The organism is Streptomyces sp. NPDC091387 (assembly GCF_044756945.1).
Lineage (GTDB): Bacteria > Actinomycetota > Actinomycetes > Streptomycetales > Streptomycetaceae > Streptomyces.
Genome location: NZ_JBIVTZ010000010.1, coordinates 31760 through 53683, shown reverse-complemented (window position 1 = coordinate 53683; position 21924 = coordinate 31760). Strand labels below are relative to the sequence as shown.

The window sequence follows — 21924 nt, the reverse complement described above, 5'->3', positions numbered from 1 at the left end:
CCCATGCCTCTCCCACCCGCCTATGCCCTCGTCGCCACGGACCTGGACGGCACCCTGCTGCGCGGCGACGCCACCGTGAGCCCCCGCACCCGTGCCGCGCTCGGCCTCGCCACCGCCGCGGGGGCCCGCCACCTGGTGGCCACCGGCCGACCGGTGCCTGCCGTACGGGAGTTGTTCGCCGCGCTGGGGTACCGGGGGCTCGCCGTCTGCGGGCAGGGAACGCAGGTGTACGACGCCGGGACCGGGCGCATGATCCGTGCGGTCGGCCTGGACCGGGAGGCGGCCGCCACCGCGCTCGGCAAGATAGAGGCCCAGGTGGGGCAGGTCTTCGCCGCGGTGGACCAGGACGGCGTCGACGGCGGGACCCTGATCGAGCCGGGCTTCCCCATGCCGCGCCCCCCGCTGTCGGCCCGCCGGACGCTCCACCGCGACGAGCTGTGGGCCGCTCCGGTCATCAAGGTGCTGATCCGCCATTCGGAGCTCGACGACGACGCGCTGGCGGCCGCCGCGCACGCGGCCGTCGGGGATCTGGCGACCGTCACGCTGTCCGGGCCGGGGACGGTCGAGCTCCAGCCGTACGGCATCGACAAGGGCGCCGGGATCGCGCGCGTCGCCGAGCACCTGGGGCTGGACCCGGCGACCGCGATCGCCTTCGGTGACATGCCGAACGACCTGCCGATGTTCCGCAGGTGCGGGTACGGGGTGGCGATGGCCAACGCCCATCCGCTCCTGCGGGCCGCGGCGGACGAGGTGACCCTGTCCCACGAGGACGACGGGGTCGCGGTCGTCCTGGAGCGGGTCTTCGGCTGACCGGGTCAGCGGGTGGCGACAGCCAGGCTGACCACGTAACGCTCCTCGACGGTCCCGTCCGGGGCTCTTCACGCCTTCCCCCGGCAGGGTCAGGAGCGGCCGTGACCGGGCCGGTCCTCGTCGGGGCCGGGCACGGCCAGCAGGGATGCCGCGCCGCCTTCGAGCATCCGTGCCACGTCGGCCGAGCGCGGGAGCATCGTCTTCTCGTAGCCGCGCACCGCGTCGTCGACGGTGGCGGAGCGCACGAGTGAGAGCGCGAGTTCGCCGGCGTCGAGCATGGCGAGGTTGACGCCGACGCCCAGCGGCGGCATGAGGTGCGCGGCGTCCCCGAGGAGCGTCACGCCGGGCGAGTGCTCCCAGGTGTGCGGCACCGGCAGGGCGAGGATCGGGCGATCGACGTAGGGGCCGTCGTTGTCGGTGATCATCCGGAGCACCTCCGGTGACCAGCCCGCGAACTCGCCGAGCAGATGAGCGCGGATGCCCTCGGTGTCCTCGGGGCGGAGTCCCGCCGCGGCGATCCAGTCCAAGGGGACGCGCCGCATGATGTAGACGCGCAGGTGGCCGCCGCTGTTGCGCTGCGCGAACAGGCCGCGCTCCCCGTCGGCGGCGTGGGCGCTGCCGTTCCCGACCAGCGCGGAGAGCCCGGGGTGGGCGGTGTCCATGGCGTCGAACCGCGCCTCCAGGAAGCCGACCCCCGTGTAGTGCGGTGTCGCGGGCGACACCGCGGCGCGGACGCGGGAGAAGGCGCCGTCCGCACCGATCACGAGATCGGCCTCCGCGGCCGTCCCGTCCGTGAACGTCAGCGTGCGCGGCCCCCCGGCCGCTCCGCTCACCGACTGGAGAGCGCGCCCCCACTGGACCGTCCCCGGTGCGAGCGAGCGCAGCAGGAGGTCGCGCAGCTGTCCGCGGTCGATCTCGGGGCGGGCGGTTTCGCCCTCGTCCGGGACGTGGTGGGCGATCACGCCCCCGGCCGGGTCCAGTCGGCGCATCTCCTGCCCCTCGAACCGGGCGAGCGCGAAGAACTCCTCCAGCAGGCCGGCCTCGCGGAGGGCGAGTTGGCCGTCGTCCTCGTGCAGGTCGAGCGAGCCTCCCTGGTTCCGGGAGGCATGGTCCGGATCGCGGTCGTACACGGTCACCGCCATGCCGTGCCGCTGGAGGATGCGTGCGCAGGTCAGGCCTCCCGGGCCTGCGCCGATGATGCCGATGCGGGCGTCGGCGGGTGTCGGACTCTTCACGGTGGATTCCTCTCGTCGGCGGGGTCCCGGTGACGCCACGGCGTGGCGATGTCCGGTGTCGCGGCCCGATCGGCGGCGACCCCTGCCGGTACCCAGCAAAGCAGGAACGAGTGAATAACTGCAACCATTACAGTTTCTGCTCCATTCCACCTGTGGGGTACGGTGGGCACCATGCCCGAGACTCCGACCGTTGGCCGCCGCGAGCGCAAGAAGGCCGCGACCAGGCAGGCCATCGCCGACGCCGCCCTGGAACTCTTCCTGGAGCACGGATTCGAACAAGTGAGTGTCCGCGACGTCGCGGAGAGGGCCGACGTGTCGACGACGACCCTCTTCGCGCACTTCCCGGGCAAGGAGGCGCTGGTCTTCGACCGCGAGGCGGAGGTCGAGGCCGAGCTGACCGCCGCCGTCCGCGATCGGCCCGCGGGCCAGGACGTGGTCGAGGCGCTCCGTGCTCACGCCCTGACGTCCTGGGTGCGGGTGGCGTCGGATCCACGCCGGGACCGGTTCACCGCACTGGTGGACGGGACGCCCGCGCTGCGCGAGTACTGGGAACGCATGTGGATGCGGCACGCGGGCGCGCTCGGCGCGGCTATCGCGGCGGAACTCGGCCGGGAGGCCGATGATCTCGCGTGCTCGGCCCTCGCGCGGTTCGTCCTGGAGGTCCCGGCCCTGGCCATGGCCGGACACGATCCGCGCGCCTCCGTGGACACGGTGTTCGATCTGCTCACGCACGGCTGGCAGTCGTCACAGCGCGGCTCCGGGGACACGGCCGCGGAGCCCCCGAAGAGCTGAGCCGGCCGGATCGCGCGAGCGCTCAGGCAACCGCCCCCATCGACCGCAGCACACGGTCGACCAGCGCCGCCACCGCCTCCGGGTCCTGCATCGGCTTGCGCAGCAGGTGCCGGTAGTAGACCGGGCCGTACAGCATCTCCACCGCCAGCCGCAGATCGGCGCCCGGCGGGATCCGGCCCCGTTCCTGAGCGACGCGCAGCCGGGTGACCACCTCTTCGAAGCGGGGTTCGATCAGCTGGGTGCGGACCGTTTCCGCCAGTTCGTCGTCGTGGTGGATCTCGGAGAGTATGCCGGCGTACGCGGGGCCGAAGGGCGGCACGGAGAGCACGGCGACCGCGCCGTTCACATGGGTCCGAAGGTCCGCGGCGATGTCGTCGGTGTCGGTGGGCGGGTTGCCCTGGACCAGCGCCTCCGTGAACGCCTCCAGCAGCACCGCGCTCTTCGACGGCCACCAGCGGTAGATCGTCTTCTTGCTGACACCCGCCCGTGCCGCGATGGCCTCGACGGTGACGCGGCCGTACCCCTTCTCCGTACAGAGGGCGAGGGCCGCATCCAGGGTCGCCCTGCGTGAGCTCTCGCTGCGGCGCAGTGAACTCGGCGATGTGATCATTCGGTGAGCATAGGGCCGTTCGAGCCAATCGTTGTTGACAGTCCGTCGCGAGAAGCCGAACAATGCTCAAGCGGAAACGGAACGTAGCGTGTCGGCTCGTTCCCACCCTTCGCACCGTTCGTGCCGTTCGTGCCGCGACGAGCCGATCGGGGGACGGCTCGCCCGGCCGACGGTACGGGTGAGAGCCCCGGCCGCGGTCAGGCCGTGATGTCCTTCGCCGTGAAACGCGCCCAGGCCGCCGAGCCGAACACCGCCGCGTACAGCCCCTGCAGCTCCAGGTTCCTCACCAGGTCGTCCCAGTAGACCGGGGCGCGCAGCAGGTCCGCGAAGGACAGCCAGTAGTGCGGGAAGAGGTACGGGTGAATCCCGTGCAGCTGCGGAATGGTGTCCACGATCTGCACCGTGATCAGGACCCCGACCGTCGCCGCCATGGCCGCGATGCCGCTGTTGGTGAGGGTCGAGACGAACAGTCCGAGGGCCGCGAAGCCGATCAGTGACGCCGCGACCGCCACCGCGACCAGCACCGCCCTGAACAGGCCCTCGCCGAAGCCGATCCGGGTGCCGGAGATCGTCGTGACGTCGCCGACGGGGAACAGCAGCGCGCCGACGGCCAGCGCGGACGCCGCCACGACCAGGGTCGCGATCAGGCAGAAGGCCAGCGTGGTGGCGTACTTGGCGAGCAGCAGCCTGGTCCGGCCGGCGGGTGCGACCAGCAGATAGCGCAGCGTTCCCGCGTTGGCCTCGCCCGCGACGGAGTCCCCCGCGATGACGCCCACCGCCATTGGGAGGAACACCGGGAGCGTCGCGGCGAGGGAGGCGAAGACCAGGAAGAGGCCGTTGTTGGTCACCTGGGAGAGGAACGCGGGCCCGGCCCCGCCCTCGCCGGGACCGGCCGGGGAGCCGTCCGCCGTCTCGATCCGGACCGCGATCCCGATCAGCACGGGGACGGCGGCCAGCACCCCGAGCAGGGCGAGGGTGCGCCAGCGGCGCAGGGTGGTGGTCAGTTCGGAGCGGAGGATGCCGAGCGTCCACAGCGGGTTGCGTGGGAGCGGGAGGGCCTCCTCGCGTACCTGTTCAGCCTGCGACATCGAATCCCTCTCCGGTGAGCGCGACGAAGGCGTCCTCCAGGGAGGCCCGTTCGACGCCGAAGGACCTGACCCGTACTCCGCCGTGCACCAGGGCGGCGTTCAGGTCGGCGAGTTCGACGGAGCCCGGCGGGGCGTCGGCCCGTACCCGGTCTCCGTCGAGGGTGAGCCCGGTGACTCCGTGTTCCTTCAGGACGCGGGCGGCGCCGGCCGGGTCCGGGGTGGTGACGGCGAGCCGGCCGCGGGTGCCTGCCGCGAGGTCGGCGACCGGGCCCTGGGTGAGCAGCCTGCCGCGTGCCATGACCGCCGCGTGCGTGCAGACCTGCTCGATCTCGTCCAGGAGGTGGGAGGAGAGGAAGACCGTGGTGCCCTCGGCCGCCAGCTCCCGGACCAGGGTGCGGATCTCCCTCATGCCCTGCGGGTCCAGGCCGTTGGTCGGCTCGTCCAGGACGAGCAGCCGGCGGGGCCGGAGCAGGGCCGCGGCCAGGCCGAGCCGCTGCTTCATGCCCAGCGAGTACGCCCGCGCCTTCTTGCCGCCCGCGGCGGCCAGGCCGACCCGCTCCAGGGCGTCGGCGACGCGGGCGCGGCGGGTGCGCGGATCGGCGGTCGGGTCGGCGCGGTCGTAGCGCAGGAGGTTGTCCCGGCCGCTCAGGAACCCGTACAGCGCGGGCCCCTCGATCAGCGCGCCGACGTGCGGGAGCACGGTGCGGGCCGCGTCCGGCATCGGGCGGCCGAGGACCCTCGCCGTGCCGGACGTCGGGTCGATCAGCCCCATCAGCATCCGGATGGTGGTGGTCTTCCCGGAGCCGTTGGGGCCGAGGAAGCCGAAGACGCTGCCGCCGGGGACGGTGAGGTCGAGCCCGTCGACGGCGAGCTGACCGCCCCGGTACCGCTTGGTCAGGCCCCGGGTCTCGATCACGGGCGCGGCGTCCGCCGCCGGCCGTGGACCGCTCACGGTCCCGGGGCCGGTCACCGGCTCGGTCTCGGTCATGCGTACTCCCCAGGGGTTCGCCGGAGCGGATGCGCGGCGGGCGCCGGATCGCGTCCGCCCCGCCGTACGGAGGCTACGGCGGGGCGGACGCGTGGTGCACGCGTGGGCGTCGGTGTCGGGTGACGGGGACTGCCGGGTCACCCGACGGGCTGCTCAGCGGGCGTTGTCCGCCGCCTTCACCAGCGCGTCCTTCGTGACCGCGCCGACGTACACCCGGCCGTCGTCGGTCATCAGCGCGTTGACCAGGCGGGTCTTGAAGACCGTGCCGGAGCCGAACTTCCCGGTGACCTTGTCACCGAACGAGTCCAGGAAGCCCTGCGCCTCCGCCGGTACGTCGCCCGACGCCTTCGAGGGGATGCCGGTGCCGCCGGGGGTCTTGATCTCGGCGATCGCGTTCCAGCCCTCGCCGATCGCGTTCATGCCCTTGAGCGCGCCCAGGCCGCCCTCGGCCTTCCGGGCCTCCGCGCGGCTTCCGGCACCGTCCGCCTCGGTGACCTCGGCGCCCTTGGGCGGGGTGAAGGAGAACGAGGACGCGTCCGGCTTGCCGAAGTCGACGGAGGTGAACCCCGCGTCGACCGCCGCCTTGCCGCCGCTGCTGGGCTGGAGCGTGAACTTGAGCGGCACGCCGGTCTTCGCGTCCACCGCGACGGTGATCGAACCGATCGTGGAGCCGCTCTGCTCGGGCTTGATGACCAGCCGGTACGCGTCGCGGCCCGCGACCTGCGCGGTGCCCCCGACCTTCACGGACGTGGTGCCGTCGGCGGCCTTGAGGGCCTGTTCGGCGAAGGCCTTCGGGGTCGTCGGTACGCCGTCCGGGGCCGGGTGCTCGCCGCGCTTCGCAGCGTCTCCCGCCTTCTCCTTCGCGTGGTAGACCGCGTTGGACTTGCTGTCGTACGCCCAGACCTGGTCACCGTTGTGGATGAGGCTGTACTCGGACGCGTTGTCCAGGACGGACACCCGCTGCCGGTCGGGGCCGTCGGCGGCCACCCGGAGGGTGTGCGTGCCGGACGCCAGCTCCGTCAGCTTCGCCTGCGGGTCGGCGCTCGACGCGCCCTTGTCCCCGGCGCCGTCCGGGATGAAGGAGCCGGCCAGGCCGTCGAGGGACGGGATGCCGAGGTCGGTGCTGATCTTCACCGTGCCGGACAGCTGCTGCGTGTCCGAGGCGGCGATCTTCTCGATGAGTTCCTGGGCGCTGATCTCCGGCAGATCGGGGTCGCCCGAGCTCGCGAGCGCCGGGACGAGCCCGATCGTCGCTGCCGCCACGCCCGCCACCGCTACCGGGACGATGTAGCGCACCGCCTTCCGGCGGCCCGCGACGGTGCCCGTGGTGCCCTGCGGGGCCGTGTTGCCGGTCCTCGCGCTGTCGTTCGGTGCCATGTGTGCCCTACCTCCGTGGTCGGCGGCTTCCGTCGGGATGCACTCGTCCACTCCGTGCCGCCATTGTCACCCGTTTTGGTCAGGAGTGGTTGTTCTCCATCTGACCAAATCGGGCGGCCGGAAGCGTCAGCCCGGGGGAGCAACTCCACGTACCTCTTCGGTATGACACCGAGGGGCTGTCGCCCCGCCGACCCGTAGGGGACGGCTCTCAGCCCGCGCGGTGCACCACGGCGTCGCACATCTCTTCCAGCGCGGACTTCGCGTAACAGCCGGGCAGCGGCGCCAGCGTGGCCCGTGCCTCCTGCGCGTACCGGATGGTGTCGCGCCGGGCCTGGTCGAGCGCCGGGTGGGCGCGCAGCCGGCGCAGCGCCTCCGCGAGCCGGCCGCCGTCGGTCAGGTCGCCGTCCAGCAGCTCGACGAGCTCCAGGTCGTCCGGCTTGCCGTCGGCCTCGGCCTGCGCCCTCAGGTGGAGCACGGGGAGCGTCGGGATGCCTTCGAGGAGGTCGGTGCCGGGGGTCTTGCCGGACTCGTGGGAGTCGGAGGCGATGTCCAGGACGTCGTCGGCGAGCTGGAAGGCGACGCCGAGCCGTTCGCCGTACTGGGTGAGGGTGTCGGTCGCCGAATCACCGGCACCGGCCATCATCGCGCCGAAGCGGCAGGCCACGGCGACCAGCGAACCGGTCTTGCCGCGCATCACCTCGAGGTAGTGGTCGACCGGGTCGCGGCCGTCGCGCGGCCCCGCCGTCTCCAGGATCTGGCCGGTGACCAGGCGTTCGAACGCCTCCGCCTGGATGCGCACCGCCTCGGGGCCGAGGTCAGCCAGGATGTGCGACGCGCGCGCGAAGAGAAAATCGCCGGTCAGCACCGCCACCGAGTTGCCCCAGCGGGAATTGGCGCTGTCGACCCCGCGCCGTACGTCGGCCTCGTCCATCACGTCGTCGTGGTACAGCGTCGCGAGGTGCGTCAGCTCGACGACCACAGCGGCGGGCACCACGCCCGGGGCGTCGGCGTCACCGAACTGGGCCGCGAGCATCGCGAGCAGCGGGCGGAACCGCTTGCCCCCCGCGTGCACCAGGTGCTGCGCGGCCTCTGTGATGAAGGGCACCTCGCTCTTGGTCGCATCGAGCAGCCCCGACTCGACAGCAGCCAAACCGGCCTGGACACCGGCTTCAAGAGCCTGGTCCCGCACGCTCAGTCCGAACGGCCCGACGACGGTCACGAGGGGATCTCCTGTCTGCTGACGATCACACGGAATGTCGATGTGTCGCTGTCATCACTCAAGTCAGCGTATCCGGTCCCCTTTGGATCACCGTGGGCGCCTTCCCGCCACCGCCGGTATGTTCGGGATCAGCTCATACGATCAGGAGTTGTCCCTTTGTCCCACACCGCCACCGACACCGAACCCGCCCAGCCCCCGCCCGGTGACGACCACGCCTTCTTCGGCCAGCCACGGGGTCTGATGACCCTGTCCGGCCTGGAGGTCTGGGAGCGGTTCTCGTTCCTCGGCATGCAGGCGATCCTGGTCCTCTACTTCGCCGACACCGTCGCCAACGGCGGCATGGGGATGGAGGCGGGTACCGCCGCGTCCGTCTCCGCCGCCTACGGCACCCTCGTCTACCTGGTCTCCGTGGCCGGCGGCTGGCTGGCCGACCGGATCCTCGGCTCGTACCGCGCCGTCCTGTACGGCGGCATCCTCATCGCCATCGGCCATTACGCCATGGCGGTGCCCACCGACGCCATGACCTGGGTCGGCCTCGGCCTGATCAGTGCCGGAACGGGCCTGCTCAAGCCCAATGTGGCCACCATGGTCGGCAAGCTCTACCGCACCGACGACGAGCGCCGCGACGCCGGCTTCGCCCTCTACTACATGGGCATCAACATCGGCGCGTTCCTCGGCCCGCTGATCACCGGCTGGCTCGGTGACCACGCCGGCTGGCACTGGGGCTTCTCGGCCGCCGCCTTCGGTATGACGCTCGGCCTGATCCAGTACGTACTGGGCCGGCGTCACCTGGCCGGGCGCAAGAACACCGCCGAATTCCCCCTGGCCCCCGCACCGATGCGCCGGGCCGTCCGGCTCATCGTCGTCGGCGTCCTCGTGTTCGCCGCGCTCGCCACCGCACTGGCGCTGGCGGGCTGGCTGACCATGGACCGCTTCGTCGACCTGCTCACCCTCATCTCGGTGATCGCACCGGTCGTGTACTTCGTGGTGATGTTCAGGAGCCCCCGGGTCAGCGCCGAGGAGCGCGGCAGGCTGCGCCCGTACGTGGTGCTGTTCCTGGCCTCCGTCGTCTTCAACTTCATCCTCTTCCAGGCGTACTCGACGATGATGCTGCTGGCGTCGACCAACGCCCGCACGGAGATCTTCGGCTTCCACTTCCCGGCCAGCTGGTACGCCTCCGCGCTCGGCGCGTTCGAGGTGGCGCTCGCTCCGGTGGTCGCCGCCGTCTGGGCGAGGATGGGCCCGCGCCAGCCGCACGCGTCCAACAAGATCGCGATCGGCGTGATCCTCGGCGGGCTCTCGTTCCTCCTGATGGTCCTGCCGACCTCCGGGCACTCCGACGACACCTACAAGATGGCCGCCTGGTGGATCGTCGGCTCGTACCTGCTGCTCGGGCTCGGCGACATCCTGCTGGAGACCTCCGGCATGTCCGCGACCACGAAGCTCGCCCCCAAGGCGTTCGCCAGCCAGACGATGGCGCTCTGGTTCCTCTCACTGGCCCTCGCCAACGGAATCCAGGCCCAGATCGTGAAGCTGTACGGCGAGGTCTCCAACCCCGCCTACTTCGGTGTCAATGGCGCTATCGCGGTGGTGGCCGGTGTGGCCGTCGTCGCCGCCGGCCCCTGGCTCAAGCGCACCATGCACCCCGTCCACTGAGGTACCCCCATGCGCATCCGCACCGAATTCCCCTACGCGACGACCCACGAGGACATCCGGATCCCACTGCCGGACGGGACCCGGCTCTACGCCCGGATCTGGCGGCCGGTCACCGACGAGCCGGTGCCCGCCCTGCTGGAGTACCTGCCCTACCGGCTCAGCGACTGGACGGCGCCGCGCGACGCCCAGCGCCACCCCTGGTACGCGGGCCACGGCTACGCCTCGGTACGCGTCGACGTGCGCGGCCACGGCAACAGCGAGGGGCTGCCGGGCGACGAGTACGACGCGACCGAGCTCGCGGACGGCGTCGCCGTCATCCACTGGCTGGCCCAGCAGGAGTGGTGCTCGGGCCGGGTCGGCATGTTCGGCATCTCCTGGGGAGGCTTCAACTCCCTCCAGATCGCCGCGCTCGCGCCCGAGCCCCTGAAGGCGATCGTCACCGTGTGCTCGGCGGACGACCGCTACGACAACGACGTCCACTACATGGGCGGCTCGGTCCTCGCCGTGGACATGCACGCCTGGGCCGCCACGATGCTGGCCTTCGTCTGCCGGCCGCCCGACCCGGCCCAGGTCGGCGCCGGGTGGAAGGACATGTGGCTGGAGCGGCTCGAAGCGGTCGACCCCTTCATCCACACCTGGCTGGCCCACCAGACCCGCGACGCCTACTGGAAGCACGGCAGCGTCTGCGAGGACTACTCCGCCATCAAGGCGAACGTCCTCGCGGTCGGCGGCTGGCACGACCCGTACCGCGACACCGTGCTCCGGCTCGTCGAGCACCTGGACCCGGCGAAGGTCCGCGGGCTGATCGGGCCCTGGTCGCACCAGTACCCCGACCGCGGTCTGCCGCCGGGGCCCGGCATCGGCTTCCTCCAGGAGACGCTGCGCTGGTGGGACCAGCACCTGAAGGAGAAGGACACCGGCGTCATGGCGGAGCCGCTGCTGCGGTCCTGGATCAGCGAGTCGCACCGGCCCGCCACGGTGTACGAGACGCTGCCCGGCCGCTGGGTCGGGGACACCGGCTGGCCCTCGGAGAACGTCGCGCCGGTCGCGTACGCCCTCAAGGGCGGACCCCAGATCGTCGACTCGCCGCAGCAGACCGGGGTGGACGCGGGCCGGTTCTTCCCGTTCGGCAACGACGCCGACCTGCCGCCCGACCAGCGCGACGAGGACGCCAAGTCGGTGTGCTTCGAGTTCCCGGTCGAGGACGCGCCGATCGAGATCCTCGGCCGCCCCCGGGTGCGGCTGCGCATCCGGATGGACGTACCGCGCGGCCAGGCCGTCGCCCGGCTCTGCGACGTCGCCCCCGACGGCTCCTCCACGCTCGTCACCCGCGGCGTCCTCAACCTCGCCACCCGGCACGGCCGGGACCGCGCAGAGGACTGGCCGGTGGGGGCGACCGAGGACGTGACGTTCGAGCTGAACGGCATCGGGCACACCTTCCCGCCCGGCCACCGGATCAGGCTCGCGGTCTCCTCCTCGTACTGGCCCTGGATCTGGCCGCAGGCCGGCTCGAAGGGCTTCACCCTGGACGCCGGGGGCAGCCTCGTCGAACTGCCGGTGCGCCGGCACACCGAGGACCCCGCGATCCACTTCGAGGAGCCGGAGCAGTCGGAGCCGCTCGGCGTCGTCCACCCGGCCACGCTCGACGAACAGCGCCCCGAGCGGCTGGTGATCCGCGATGTCGCCAAGGGCGAGTGGCGGATGGAGGTGGACCCGCGCTACGGCGGCACCCGGGTCTACCCCGACGGCCTCGAATTCACCGAGGACGCCGTCGAGACGTACACGATCCAGGAGAGCGACCCGCTCTCCGCGCGCACCCGTTCCGACTGGACGGTCCGGCTGCACCGGCCGGAGATGGCCTGGGACGCGCTGATCGAGACGCACTCCGAGATCACGGCCGACGCGACCCACTTCCTCACCTCCAACGAGGTGGTCTGCAAGGACGGCGGCGAGGTCGTCTTCCACCGGACCTGGGAGAAGCGGATCCCGCGCACGGCCGGGTGAACCGTTCCGCCGTGTCCCCGCGTTCCTCCGGATGCGCGGGGATACAGCGGCACTTTCCGGGCATAGGGGGGTAGTTGGGGCTCTGCCGCCGGGTGACACCCCCGACGTAACGTGTCCCCCAAGCGACCTGGAAAGCGAGGCAGCAACAGATGCCCGAGCAGAGCAGCCCGCTCGATCTGGCCGAGGGCGACCCCTTCGGTCCGCACAACCTTCCGTACGGTGTCTTCTCCGCGCCCGACCGGCCCGGAGAACGACGCGTCGGCGTCCGCATCGGCGGCCATGTGCTGGACGCCGGCGCGGCGGCGCTGGCCCTCGGCTCGCCCTACGCGCAGCTGCTGGCCCAGCCCGACCTGATGCCGCTGCTCGCGGCCGGCCGCACCGCCTGGAGCGATGTCCGCCGGGCGCTGACCGCGTGGGTGACGGTCCCGGCCCACCGCGCGGACATAGAGCCGCTGCTGCACCCGGTGGACTCCGTGACGCTCCATCTGCCCTACCGGGTGGCGGACTACGTCGACTTCTACGCCAGCGAGCACCACGCCACCAACGTCGGCCGGATCTTCCGCCCGGACGGCGACGCGCTCACCCCCAACTGGAAGCACCTGCCGATCGGTTACCACGGCCGCGCGGGCACCGTCGTGGTCTCCGGTACGGACGTGGCGCGCCCCTCCGGCCAGCGCAAGGCCCCCGCGGACCCGGCGCCCGTCTTCGGCCCGTCCGTGAAGCTGGACATCGAGGCCGAGGTCGGCTTCGTCGTCGGCGTCGGCTCGGAGCAGGGCCGGTCCGTCGCCCTCGCCGACTTCCGCGAGCACGTCTTCGGGCTCTCGCTGCTCAACGACTGGTCGGCGCGGGACATCCAGGCGTGGGAGTACGTCCCGTTGGGCCCCTTCCTCGGCAAGTCGTTCGCCACGTCCGTATCGGCGTGGGTGACGCCGCTGGAGGCCCTGGACGCCGCGCGCACCGCCCCGCCGGCCCGCGACTTCCCCCTGCTGCCCTACCTGGACGACGCGGACGACGAGGAGCCCGGCGGATTCGACCTGCGGCTCTCCGTCGCGATCAACGGCCAGGTCGTCGCGGAGCCGCCGTTCTCCACCATGTACTGGACGGCCGCCCAGCAACTGGCGCAGATGACGGTCAACGGCGCCTCGCTGCGGACCGGTGACCTGTACGGCTCCGGCACCGTCAGCGGCGCGGAGCCGGCCCAGCGCGGCTCGCTGCTCGAACTCACCTGGAACGGCCGCGACCCCCTCGAACTCCCCGAGGGCAAGCGGACGTTCCTGGAGGACGGCGACACGGTGACGCTGACGGCCTGGGCACCGGGACCGGACGGCACCCGGGTCGGTCTCGGCGACGTGACCGGCCGGATCGTCTCCGCGCCATGATCCCGCCACCGCCCGAGCCGACGCTGCCCGAGGAACTGCTGCTGCTCGCGCTGGAGCCGCAGCGCGGCAGACCGTACTGCCGCAACCGCTTCCTGGAGTACGCGATGGCCGGGGCGGCCCTGGCCGAGCTGGAGCTCCAGGGGTGGATCACCGAGGAGCGCGGGCAGGCCCGGCTGGTCGAACCACTGGAGCCGCCGGACCCGCTGCTCGCCACGCTGACCCGGAGCCTGCCGGCCCCCGGCAAGGGCCGGCGCGGCTCGGGCGTATCGGCCACGCGCTTGGTGCGGCAGGCGGGCCGGCAGGTGGCGGGGCTGTACCTGGACGCCCTCGTGCAGCGCGGCGTCCTGCGCCGGGAGACCCACCGGTTCCTCGGCCTGCTGCCGTACCACCGCCACCCGGTGGTGGCGAAGGACCTGGCCGCGCAGGCCCGCCACCGCTTCGCCACCGCCGAGCGGGCGGGCTTCCCCGACCCCCGGAGCCGGGCACTCGCCGCGCTCGTCTCGGCGGCGGGCCTGTCCCGCTTCATCGGCACGGACCGGGCCGGCCGCGCCGCGATGCGCCACCTGATCCGCGAACAGTGGCCGGCCCACGCGGTGCACCGCAACGTCCGCCGCGACAGGTCGAACCAGTCGGGGGGCGGGGGGTAGGCCCTGGAGGGCGGGCGGCCTGGGGACGACGGTCAACGGCACGTGCCCCGCTCACGCGTGGGGGTGTCCTGGTTCCTGTTGCCGGCGTACGGGCCGGCCGGAACACGAGACTCCTTCGTATGCGAGTACCGATGAGCGCCGAGCCCCCGCCCGCCGAGCCACGGTGGCCGGTTCCGCCCGAGGGCGGATGGACCTCCGATGACCTGGACACGCTTCCGGATCTGCCTCCGCACACGGAGCTGATCGACAGCAGCCTGGTTTTCGCGGTTCCTCAGACCGTCTTCCATGCGCGGGCCGTCAGCGAGTTCAGCCGGTGGCTGCAGTCCTCGGCGCCGCCCTGTCTGGAGGTCGTGTCCCGGTTCACGATCGACATCGACCGTGGGAACCGGCCCGAACCCGACGTGGTCGTCGTCCGCGCGGACGCGGTCGAGAGCCTGCGGCAGACACGGCTCCCCGCGAGCAGCGTGCTGCTCGCGATCGAGGTCGTGTCCGAGGAGTCCGTCACGCGCGACCGGGAGACCAAGCCCGTGAAGTACGCCCGGGTGAAGATCCCGCACTTCTGGCGGGTGGAGAACCACGACGGCCGTGCCGTGGTCTACGTCTTCGAGCTAGAGCCGGCCACCGGGGCCTACACCTCCACCGGCATCTTCCACGACCGGATGAAGGTGTCCGTGCCCTTCCCGGTCGACCTCGACCTCACCGCCATCACCCCGCGCCGCCGGGGAACCGCGGCGGACCCGCGGTAGGTCCGCCGTACCCGGCGCCCCGGCTCAGTCGAACTCCGGCGGCTCCTCGTCCCAGCCGAACTCCGGATCGGCGTCCCGGACGGTGGGGCGGGGCGGTGCGGCAGGTGCGGGCACGGCCGCCGGAGCGGGGACCGCTTGCGGGGCCGAGGCCGGAGCCGGGGGCTGTGCCGGGGCCGGGGGCTCCGCGGGTGCGTCGCCGAACGATGCCAGGACCTCCAGCACCCCGTCCCCGTACGTCGCGAGCTTCTTCTCGCCCAGGCCGCTGATGCCGCCGAGCTCGGCGGTCGAGCCCGGACGCAGCGTCGCGATCTCGCGCAGCGTCGCGTCGTGGAAGATCACGTAGGCCGGGAGGCCCAGCTCCTTCGCCTGGGCGCCGCGCCAGGCGCGCAGTGCCTCGAAGACCGGCACCGCCTGCTCCGGCAGCTCGGCGACCGCCGCAGAGGACTTCGCCTTCCGGTCGCCCTTCGAGGAGCGCGACGCGGGCTTCGCGGCCTCCTTGCGCAGCAGCACCTCGCGCTCCCGGCCGAGGACCGAGCCGCTCTCCTCCGTGAGAACCAGCGTGCCGTACTCGCCCTCGACGGCGAGCAGGCCATGGGCCAGCAGCTGCCGGACCACGCCGCGCCACTCCGCCTCGGCCAGCTCCTCGCCGATGCCGAACACCGAGAGCTGGTCGTGGTCGAACTGGATGATCTTCGCCGTCTTGCGGCCCAGCAGGATGTCGATGATCTGGCCCGCGCCGAACTTCTGCCCGCGCTCCCGCTTCAGCCGTACCACCGTGGACAGCAGCTTCTGGGCGACCACCGTGCCGTCCCACGTCTCGGGCGGGGCCAGGCAGGTGTCGCAGTTGCCGCAGGAGGCCGTGGTGGGCTCCTGGCCGAAGTACTTCAGCAGCTGCGCCCGCCGGCACTGCACGGTCTCGCACAGGGCCAGCATGGAGTCCAGGTGCGAGGCGGCCCGGCGGCGGAAGGCCTCGTCGCCCTCGCCGCCCTGGATGAGCTTGCGCTGCTGGACGACGTCCTGGAGTCCGTAGGCCATCCAGGCCGTGGAGGGGGCGCCGTCACGGCCGGCCCGGCCGGTCTCCTGGTAGTACCCCTCGACGGACTTCGGCAGGTCGAGGTGGGCGACGAAGCGCACGTCCGGCTTGTCGATGCCCATGCCGAAGGCGATCGTCGCGACGACGACCAGGCCCTCCTCGCGCAGGAAGCGGGACTGGTGGCGCGCGCGGACGCCGGCGTCCAGACCCGCGTGGTACGGGACGGCCTCGATGCCGTTGCGGCAGAGGTACTCGGCGGTCTTCTCGGTGGAGTTGCGCGAGAGGCAGTAGACGATGCCCGCGTCCCCGGCGTGCTCCTCCTGGAGGAAGGACAGCAGCTGCTTCTTCGGGTCGGCCTTGGGCACGATGCGGTACTGGATGTTGGGCCGGTCGAAGCCTGCCACGAAGTGCTTGGCGTCGGGCATGCCCAGGCGCTGGGTGATCTCCTGGTGCGTGGCCGCGGTCGCCGTCGCCGTCAGCGCGATGCGCGGTACGTCGGGCCAGCGCTCGCCCAGCACGGACAGGGCCAGGTAGTCGGGCCGGAAGTCGTGGCCCCACTGGGCGACGCAGTGCGCCTCGTCGATGGCGAAGACGGAGATCTCGCCGCGCGAGAGCAGGCCGAGGGTGGACTCCAGCCGGAGCCGCTCCGGGGCCAGGTACAGCAGGTCGAGCTCGCCCGCGACGAACTGGGCCTCCATCGAGCGGCGCTCGTCGAGGTCCTGCGTGGAGTTGACGAATCCGGCCCGCACGCCCAGCGCCCGCAGGGCATCCACCTGGTCCTGCATCAGCGCGATCAGCGGCGAGATGACGATGCCCGTACCGGACCTGACCAGGGACGGGATCTGGTAGCAGAGCGACTTGCCGCCACCGGTCGGCATGAGCACGACGGCGTCCCCGCCGGCCACCACATGGTCGACGACCGCTTCCTGCTCGCCCCGGAACGTCTCGTACCCGAAAACCCGGTGGAGCGTCTGCCGCGCATCGCTCTCGGTCACATCCACGGTCACATCTGTCACGCCTGTTACGCCCGTCCCGCTCATCGCTCTGTCCCCCGGCATCCGGCCCGTTCCGTCCCTGTTCTCCCCTGCCACGATAGGCGCCGGCTACGACAGCGCCGGACGGGCTTGACTCACAAGCCCGTCCGGCGCTGTTCCAGCGGTGGTGCCCCTTCGCCCTACCGCACGAAGACTCCCGCCTGGCTCGCCAGGTCCAGGAAGTACTGCGGGGCCAGGCCCAGCACCAGCGTGACCGCGACACCGACCGCGATCGTGGTCATCGTCAGCGGGGACGGGACGGCGACCGTGGGGCCGTCCGCCTTCGGCTCGCTGAAGAACATCAGCACGATGACCCGGATGTAGAAGAACGCGGCGATCGCCGAGGAGATCACACCGACGACGACCAGTCCGCCGGCGCCCCCGTCCGCCGCGGCCTTGAACACCGCGAACTTTCCGGAGAACCCCGAGGTGAGCGGGATACCGGCGAAGGCCAGCAGGAACACCGCGAAGACCGCGGCGACCAGCGGCGAGCGACGGCCGAGCCCGGCCCACTTCGACAGGTGCGTCGCCTCGCCGCCCGCGTCGCGCACCAGCGTGACGACGGCGAAGGCGCCGACCGTCACGAAGGAGTACGTGGCCAGGTAGAAGAGGACCGAGGAGATGCCCTCCGGCGTGGCCGCGATGACACCGGCCAGGATGAAGCCGGCGTGCGCGATCGAGGAGTAGGCCAGCAGCCGCTTGATGTCGGTCTGGGTGATGGCGACGATCGCGCCGCCCAGCATCGTGACGATCGCGACGCCCCACATGACCGGCCGCAGGTCCCAGGTGAGGCCCGGCAGCACCACGTACAGCAGGCGCAGCAGCGCGCCGAACGCGGCGACCTTCGTGGCCGCGGCCATGAAGCCGGTGACCGGGGTCGGGGCGCCCTGGTAGACGTCCGGGGTCCACATGTGGAAGGGGACGGCGCCGACCTTGAAGAGCAGGCCGGTCAGGATCATCGCGCCGCCGATGAGCAGCAGCGCGTCGTTGCCCATGGTGTCCGCGAGCGCCGGGTCGATCTGCTGGATGGAGCCGTCCACGACGGAGGCGATCCTGGCGTACGAGACGGAGCCCGCGTACCCGTAGAGCAGGGCGATCCCGAAGAGCAGGAACGCCGAGGAGAAGGCGCCGAGCAGGAAGTACTTCACCGCGGCCTCCTGCGACATCAGCCGCTTGCGGCGGGCGACGGCGCAGAGGAGGTAGAGCGGGAGCGAGAAGACCTCCAGGGCCACGAAGAGCGTCAGCAGATCGTTGGCGGCGGGGAAGACCAGCATGCCCGCCACCGAGAAGAGGATCAGCGGGAAGACCTCGGTGGTGGTGAACCCGGCCTTGACCGCGGCCTTCTCGCTGTCGCTGCCGGGGACAGAGGCGGCCTGCGCGGCGAACGAGTCGACGTGGTTGCCGTGCGACGCGGGATCGAGCCGCCGCTCGGCGAAGGTGAAGACGGCGACCAGCGACGTCAGCAGGATGGTGCCCTGGAGGAACAGGGCCGGCCCGTCGATGGCGACGGCCCCCATCGCGGCGATGTGCGCCTTTGTCGTACCGTATCCGCCGGCCGCCAGACCGACCACCGCGGCGAACGCGGCGACCAGGGCGACGACCGTGAGGAAGACCTGCGTGTGGTAGCGGGCCCGGCGCGGCACGAAGGCCTCGACGAGCACGCCGAGGACGGCGACTCCGATCACGATCAGGACCGGGGTCAGCTGGGCGTACTCGATGACCGGCGCCTTGAACTTCTCGTCAGGGGCGGCCGATGTCACCCCGCCCGCCATTGTCCACAGGCTGTGGACAGCTGTTGCGCTCACTTGGCGGCCTCCACCTCGGGCTGGGGGTCCTTCTTCTGTACGTCCGACATGGTGTGCTGCACCGCCGGGTTGACGATGTCCGTCAGCGGCTTCGGGTAGACGCCCAGGAAGATCAGCAGTGCGATCAGCGGGACGACCACCACCAGCTCACGGACCTTGAGGTCCGCCATGCCCTGGACCTCGGCCTTGACCGGTCCCGTCATCGTCCGCTGGTACAGGACGAGGACGTAGATCGCGGCGAGCACGATGCCGGTGGTGGCGATGATGCCGACCACCGGATACGCGGAGAACACGCCGACCAGGACCAGGAACTCACTGACGAACGGGGCGAGCCCCGGCAGCGACAGGGTGGCCAGACCGCCGATCAGGAAGGTGCCGGCCAGGATCGGCGCCACCTTCTGCACTCCGCCGTAGTCGGCGATGAGCCGCGAGCCGCGCCGGGTGATCAGGAAGCCCGCCACCAGCATCAGCGCGGCCGTCGAGATCCCGTGGTTGATCATGTAGAGCGTCGCGCCCGACTGGCCCTGGCTCGTCATCGCGAAGATGCCGAGGACGATGAAGCCGAAGTGCGAGATCGACGCGTAGGCGATCAGCCGCTTGATGTCGCGCTGGCCGACGGCGAGCAGCGCCCCGTACACGATGCTGATCAGCGCCAGGACCAGGATCACCGGCGTGGCCCACTTGCTGGCCTCCGGGAAGAGCTGGAGGCAGAAGCGCATCATCGCGAAGGTGCCGACCTTGTCGACGACCGCGGTGAGCAGCACGGCGACCGGGGAGGTCGCCTCGCCCATGGCGTTGGGCAGCCAGGTGTGCAGCGGCCACAGCGGGGCCTTCACCGCGAAGGCGAAGAAGAACCCGAGGAAGAGCCAGCGCTCGGTGCTGGTCGCCATGGAGAACGTGCCGTTGGCGCGGGCCTCGGCGATCTCGGAGAGCGAGAACGTCCCCGCGACCGTGTAGAGCCCGATCACCGCGGCCAGCATGATGAGGCCGCCGACCAGGTTGTAGAGGAGGAACTTCACCGCCGCGTAGGAGCGTTGGGCCGCGGCGTTCTCGTCGCCGCCGCCCGCCGCGGCGGCTGCCGCGGAGGAGGTGGCCCGGTCGCCGAAGCCGCCGATGAGGAAGTACATCGGGATGAGCATGGCTTCGAACAGGATGTAGAAGACGAAGACGTCGGTGGCCTCGAAGGAGAGGATCACCATCGCTTCCGTCATCAGCATCAGGGCGAAGAAGCCCTGGGTCGGCCGCCAGCGCCGGCTCTGATTTTCCAGGGGGTCGGCGTCGTGCCAGCCCGCCAGGATGATGAAGGGCATGAGCAGGGCGGTGAGCGCCATGAGCGCCACGCCGATGCCGTCGACGCCCAGTTCGTACCGGACGCCGAAGTCCTTGATCCAGGCGTGCGATTCGGTGAGCTGGAAGCGGCTGCCGCCCGGTTCGAAGCGGGCGAGCACGACACCCGCGAGCACCAGGGTGCCCAGCGAGAAGAGCAGCGCCAGCCATTTGGCGGCGGTGCGCCGCGCGGCCGGGACGGCGGCGGTGGCGATCGCGCCGATCGCCGGGAGCACCGCCGTCGCTGTCAGGAGGGGAAAGGACATGTGATCAGACCGCCCTCATCAGCAGGGTCGCGGCAATGACGACCGCCGTACCGCCGAACATCGAGACCGCGTAGGAGCGGGCGTAGCCGTTCTGCAGTTTTCGCAGCCGGCCGGAGAGCCCGCCCATCGAGGCGGCCGTGCCGTTGACGACACCGTCGACCAGGGTGTGGTCGACGTAGACCAGGGAGCGGGTGAGGTGCTCGCCGCCGCGGACGAGGACGACGTGGTTGAAGTCGTCCTGGAGGAGATCGCGGCGGGCGGCCCGGGTGAGCAGCGAGCCGCGCGGGGCGACCGCGGGCACGGGCTTGCGCCCGTACATCATCCAGGCGATGCCGACACCGATGACGAGCACCACCATGGTGGCGGCGGTGACGGTGGTCGCGCTGACCGGGGCGTCGCCGTGGTCGTGCCCGGTGACGGGCTCCAGCCAGTGCAGGAAGCGGTCGCCGATGGAGAAGAAGCCTCCGGCGAAGACCGATCCGAACGCCAGGACGATCATCGGGATGGTCATGGACTTCGGGGACTCGTGCGGATGCGGCTCATGGCCCTCCGCGTCGGGCTGCCAGCGCTTCTCGCCGAAGAACGTCATCAGCATCACGCGCGTCATGTAGAACGCGGTGATCGCGGCGCCGAGGAGGGTGACCGCGCCGAGGATCCAGCCCTCGGTGCCGCCCTTGGCGAAGGCAGCCTCGATGATCTTGTCCTTGGAGAAGAAGCCGGACAGTCCGGGGAAGCCGATGATCGCGAGGTAGCCGAGGCCGAAGGTGATGAAGGTGACCGGCATGTACTTCCGCAGGCCGCCGTACTTCCTCATGTCGACCTCGTCGTTCATGCCGTGCATGACCGAACCGGCGCCGAGGAAGAGCCCGGCCTTGAAGAAGCCGTGCGTCACCAGGTGCATGATCGCGAAGACGTAGCCGATCGGGCCGAGCCCGGCGGCCAGGATCATGTAGCCGATCTGCGACATCGTCGAGCCGGCTAGGGCCTTCTTGATGTCGTCCTTCGCGCAACCGACGATCGCGCCGAAGATCAGCGTGACCGCACCGACGACCACGACGACCGTCTGTGCGTCCGGGGCGGCGTTGAAGATCGCGCCGGACCGGACGATGAGGTAGACGCCCGCGGTCACCATGGTGGCGGCGTGGATCAGGGCCGAGACCGGGGTCGGGCCCTCCATCGCGTCGCCCAGCCAGGACTGCAGCGGCACCTGGGCGGACTTGCCGCAGGCGGCGAGCAGCAGCATCAGGCCGATCGCCGTCAGCTTGCCCTCGGTCGCCCCGTCGGTGGCCGCCAGGACGGGGCCGAAGGCGAAGGTGCCGAACGTGGTGAACATCAGCATGATCGCGATCGACAGGCCCATGTCGCCGACCCGGTTGACCAGGAAGGCCTTCTTCGCGGCGGTGGCCGCGCTGGGCTTGTGCTGCCAGAAGCCGATGAGCAGGTACGACGCCAGACCGACGCCCTCCCACCCGACGTACAGCAGCAGGTAGTTGTCGGCGATGACCAGGATCAGCATCGCCGCGAGGAACAGGTTCAGATAGCCGAAGAAGCGGCGCCGGCGCTCGTCGTGCGCCATGTAGCCGATCGAGTAGATGTGGATCAGCGTGCCCACACCGGTGATCAGCAGCACGAACGTCATCGACAGCTGGTCGAGCTGGAAGGCCACATCGGCCTGGAAGCCCTCGACCGGAATCCAGCTGAACAGCTTCTGGTGCAACGCCCGGTCGTCGGCGCTCTTCCCCAGCATGTCGAGGAAGAGCACCACGCCGATGACGAAGGAGGCGGCGGCGAGCAGGGTGCCGAGCCAGTGGCCCACACGGTCAAGGCGTCGGCCGCCGCAGAGCAGCACCGCCGCTCCGAGCAGGGGCGCCGCGACAAGCAGCGCAATCAGGTTCTCCACGGTTCCAAG

Annotated in this window: 17 protein-coding genes; 7 read left to right on the top strand and 10 right to left on the bottom strand. The window is 71.3% G+C overall.

The features are described from left to right. Positions 1 to 3: 3 nt before the first annotated feature. Positions 4 to 810 carry an HAD family hydrolase gene (locus ACIQM0_RS21290; RefSeq protein WP_401288889.1) on the top strand — a complete coding sequence of 269 codons (807 nt, stop codon included), beginning with the start codon at positions 4 to 6 and terminating at the stop codon, positions 808 to 810. An 89-nt stretch (positions 811 to 899) separates the two neighbouring features. Here ACIQM0_RS21290 and ACIQM0_RS21285 read toward each other — a convergent pair whose 3' ends face one another. After that, positions 900 to 2045, bottom strand: a complete 1146-nt coding sequence (locus ACIQM0_RS21285) for an FAD-dependent oxidoreductase (protein WP_401288887.1) — start codon at positions 2043 to 2045, stop codon at positions 900 to 902. A gap of 171 nt (positions 2046 to 2216) precedes the next feature. On the opposite strand from ACIQM0_RS21285, the gene ACIQM0_RS21280 reads away from it, so the two are divergent. After that, positions 2217 to 2837: a TetR/AcrR family transcriptional regulator gene (locus ACIQM0_RS21280; protein WP_401288884.1), complete on the top strand. Its 621-nt coding sequence runs from the start codon at positions 2217 to 2219 to the stop codon at positions 2835 to 2837. Positions 2838 to 2859: 22 nt separating this feature from the next. On the opposite strand, the gene ACIQM0_RS21275 is transcribed toward ACIQM0_RS21280, so the two are convergent. The 5 genes from ACIQM0_RS21275 to ACIQM0_RS21255 all read right to left on the bottom strand — a co-directional run bounded on the left by ACIQM0_RS21275 (position 2860) and on the right by ACIQM0_RS21255 (position 8119). Continuing rightward, positions 2860 to 3447 (bottom strand): TetR/AcrR family transcriptional regulator, encoded by a 588-nt coding sequence (locus ACIQM0_RS21275; protein WP_363024372.1) that lies wholly within the window; start codon positions 3445 to 3447, stop codon positions 2860 to 2862. A gap of 197 nt (positions 3448 to 3644) precedes the next feature. Next, positions 3645 to 4535: an ABC transporter permease gene (locus ACIQM0_RS21270; RefSeq protein WP_401288881.1), complete on the bottom strand. Its 891-nt coding sequence runs from the start codon at positions 4533 to 4535 to the stop codon at positions 3645 to 3647. Beyond that, complete coding sequence (locus ACIQM0_RS21265; protein WP_401288879.1) at positions 4522 to 5523, bottom strand: ATP-binding cassette domain-containing protein; 1002 nt, start codon at positions 5521 to 5523, stop codon at positions 4522 to 4524. Before ACIQM0_RS21265 ends, ACIQM0_RS21270 begins: the two co-directional genes overlap by 14 nt. Before the next feature lie 153 nt (positions 5524 to 5676). Beyond that, positions 5677 to 6900, bottom strand: coding sequence for an outer membrane lipoprotein carrier protein LolA (locus tag ACIQM0_RS21260; RefSeq protein WP_401288877.1), 1224 nt, complete (start codon positions 6898 to 6900; stop codon positions 5677 to 5679). A gap of 208 nt (positions 6901 to 7108) precedes the next feature. After that, positions 7109 to 8119: a polyprenyl synthetase family protein gene (locus tag ACIQM0_RS21255; protein ID WP_363024367.1), complete on the bottom strand. Its 1011-nt coding sequence runs from the start codon at positions 8117 to 8119 to the stop codon at positions 7109 to 7111. A 156-nt stretch (positions 8120 to 8275) separates the two neighbouring features. Between ACIQM0_RS21255 and ACIQM0_RS21250 the strand changes: the two genes are divergently transcribed. The 5 genes from ACIQM0_RS21250 to ACIQM0_RS21230 all read left to right on the top strand — a co-directional run bounded on the left by ACIQM0_RS21250 (position 8276) and on the right by ACIQM0_RS21230 (position 14551). After that, positions 8276 to 9775, top strand: a complete 1500-nt coding sequence (locus ACIQM0_RS21250; RefSeq protein ID WP_401288875.1) for a peptide MFS transporter — start codon at positions 8276 to 8278, stop codon at positions 9773 to 9775. Between the two features lie 9 nt (positions 9776 to 9784). Further along, positions 9785 to 11779, top strand: coding sequence for a CocE/NonD family hydrolase (locus ACIQM0_RS21245; RefSeq protein WP_401288872.1), 1995 nt, complete (start codon positions 9785 to 9787; stop codon positions 11777 to 11779). 149 nt (positions 11780 to 11928) lie between these two features. Next, positions 11929 to 13158 (top strand): fumarylacetoacetase, encoded by a 1230-nt coding sequence (gene fahA, locus ACIQM0_RS21240; RefSeq protein ID WP_401288869.1) that lies wholly within the window; start codon positions 11929 to 11931, stop codon positions 13156 to 13158. Next, entirely contained in the window at positions 13155 to 13805 is a 651-nt protein-coding gene (locus ACIQM0_RS21235; RefSeq protein WP_401288866.1) for a GPP34 family phosphoprotein, read from the top strand. Before fahA ends, ACIQM0_RS21235 begins: the two co-directional genes overlap by 4 nt. 131 nt (positions 13806 to 13936) lie before the next feature. Next, positions 13937 to 14551 carry a Uma2 family endonuclease gene (locus ACIQM0_RS21230; RefSeq protein ID WP_401288863.1) on the top strand — a complete coding sequence of 205 codons (615 nt, stop codon included), beginning with the start codon at positions 13937 to 13939 and terminating at the stop codon, positions 14549 to 14551. 24 nt (positions 14552 to 14575) lie between these two features. Here the strand turns inward: ACIQM0_RS21230 and recQ are convergent, their stop codons facing one another. From recQ to nuoL, 4 genes are all read right to left on the bottom strand, one after another. After that, positions 14576 to 16624, bottom strand: coding sequence for a DNA helicase RecQ (gene recQ, locus ACIQM0_RS21225; protein WP_401289450.1), 2049 nt, complete (start codon positions 16622 to 16624; stop codon positions 14576 to 14578). A gap of 134 nt (positions 16625 to 16758) precedes the next feature. Beyond that, complete coding sequence (nuoN, locus tag ACIQM0_RS21220) at positions 16759 to 18423, bottom strand: NADH-quinone oxidoreductase subunit NuoN (protein WP_401288861.1); 1665 nt, start codon at positions 18421 to 18423, stop codon at positions 16759 to 16761. Next, a complete protein-coding gene (locus ACIQM0_RS21215; RefSeq protein WP_363024355.1) occupies positions 18420 to 20015 on the bottom strand; it encodes an NADH-quinone oxidoreductase subunit M in 1596 nt (531 codons plus the stop codon). Before ACIQM0_RS21215 ends, nuoN begins: the two co-directional genes overlap by 4 nt. A 4-nt stretch (positions 20016 to 20019) precedes the next feature. Then, the gene (gene nuoL / locus ACIQM0_RS21210) at positions 20020 to 21915 is read right to left on the bottom strand and encodes an NADH-quinone oxidoreductase subunit L (protein ID WP_401288859.1); all 1896 of its coding nucleotides are present in this window, start codon (positions 21913 to 21915) and stop codon (positions 20020 to 20022) included. Positions 21916 to 21924 lie beyond the last annotated feature (9 nt).

Coding starts and splice junctions, on each gene's coding strand:
- ACIQM0_RS21290 (WP_401288889.1), top strand. CDS start 4: ATGCCTCTCCCACCCGCCTATGCCCTCGTCGCCACGGACCTGGACGGC.
- ACIQM0_RS21280 (WP_401288884.1), top strand. CDS start 2,217: ATGCCCGAGACTCCGACCGTTGGCCGCCGCGAGCGCAAGAAGGCCGCG.
- ACIQM0_RS21275 (WP_363024372.1), bottom strand. CDS start 3,447: ATGATCACATCGCCGAGTTCACTGCGCCGCAGCGAGAGCTCACGCAGG.
- ACIQM0_RS21270 (WP_401288881.1), bottom strand. CDS start 4,535: ATGTCGCAGGCTGAACAGGTACGCGAGGAGGCCCTCCCGCTCCCACGC.
- ACIQM0_RS21265 (WP_401288879.1), bottom strand. CDS start 5,523: ATGACCGAGACCGAGCCGGTGACCGGCCCCGGGACCGTGAGCGGTCCA.
- ACIQM0_RS21260 (WP_401288877.1), bottom strand. CDS start 6,900: ATGGCACCGAACGACAGCGCGAGGACCGGCAACACGGCCCCGCAGGGC.
- ACIQM0_RS21245 (WP_401288872.1), top strand. CDS start 9,785: ATGCGCATCCGCACCGAATTCCCCTACGCGACGACCCACGAGGACATC.
- fahA (WP_401288869.1), top strand. CDS start 11,929: ATGCCCGAGCAGAGCAGCCCGCTCGATCTGGCCGAGGGCGACCCCTTC.
- ACIQM0_RS21235 (WP_401288866.1), top strand. CDS start 13,155: ATGATCCCGCCACCGCCCGAGCCGACGCTGCCCGAGGAACTGCTGCTG.
- ACIQM0_RS21230 (WP_401288863.1), top strand. CDS start 13,937: ATGAGCGCCGAGCCCCCGCCCGCCGAGCCACGGTGGCCGGTTCCGCCC.
- recQ (WP_401289450.1), bottom strand. CDS start 16,624: ATGAGCGGGACGGGCGTAACAGGCGTGACAGATGTGACCGTGGATGTG.
- ACIQM0_RS21215 (WP_363024355.1), bottom strand. CDS start 20,015: ATGTCCTTTCCCCTCCTGACAGCGACGGCGGTGCTCCCGGCGATCGGC.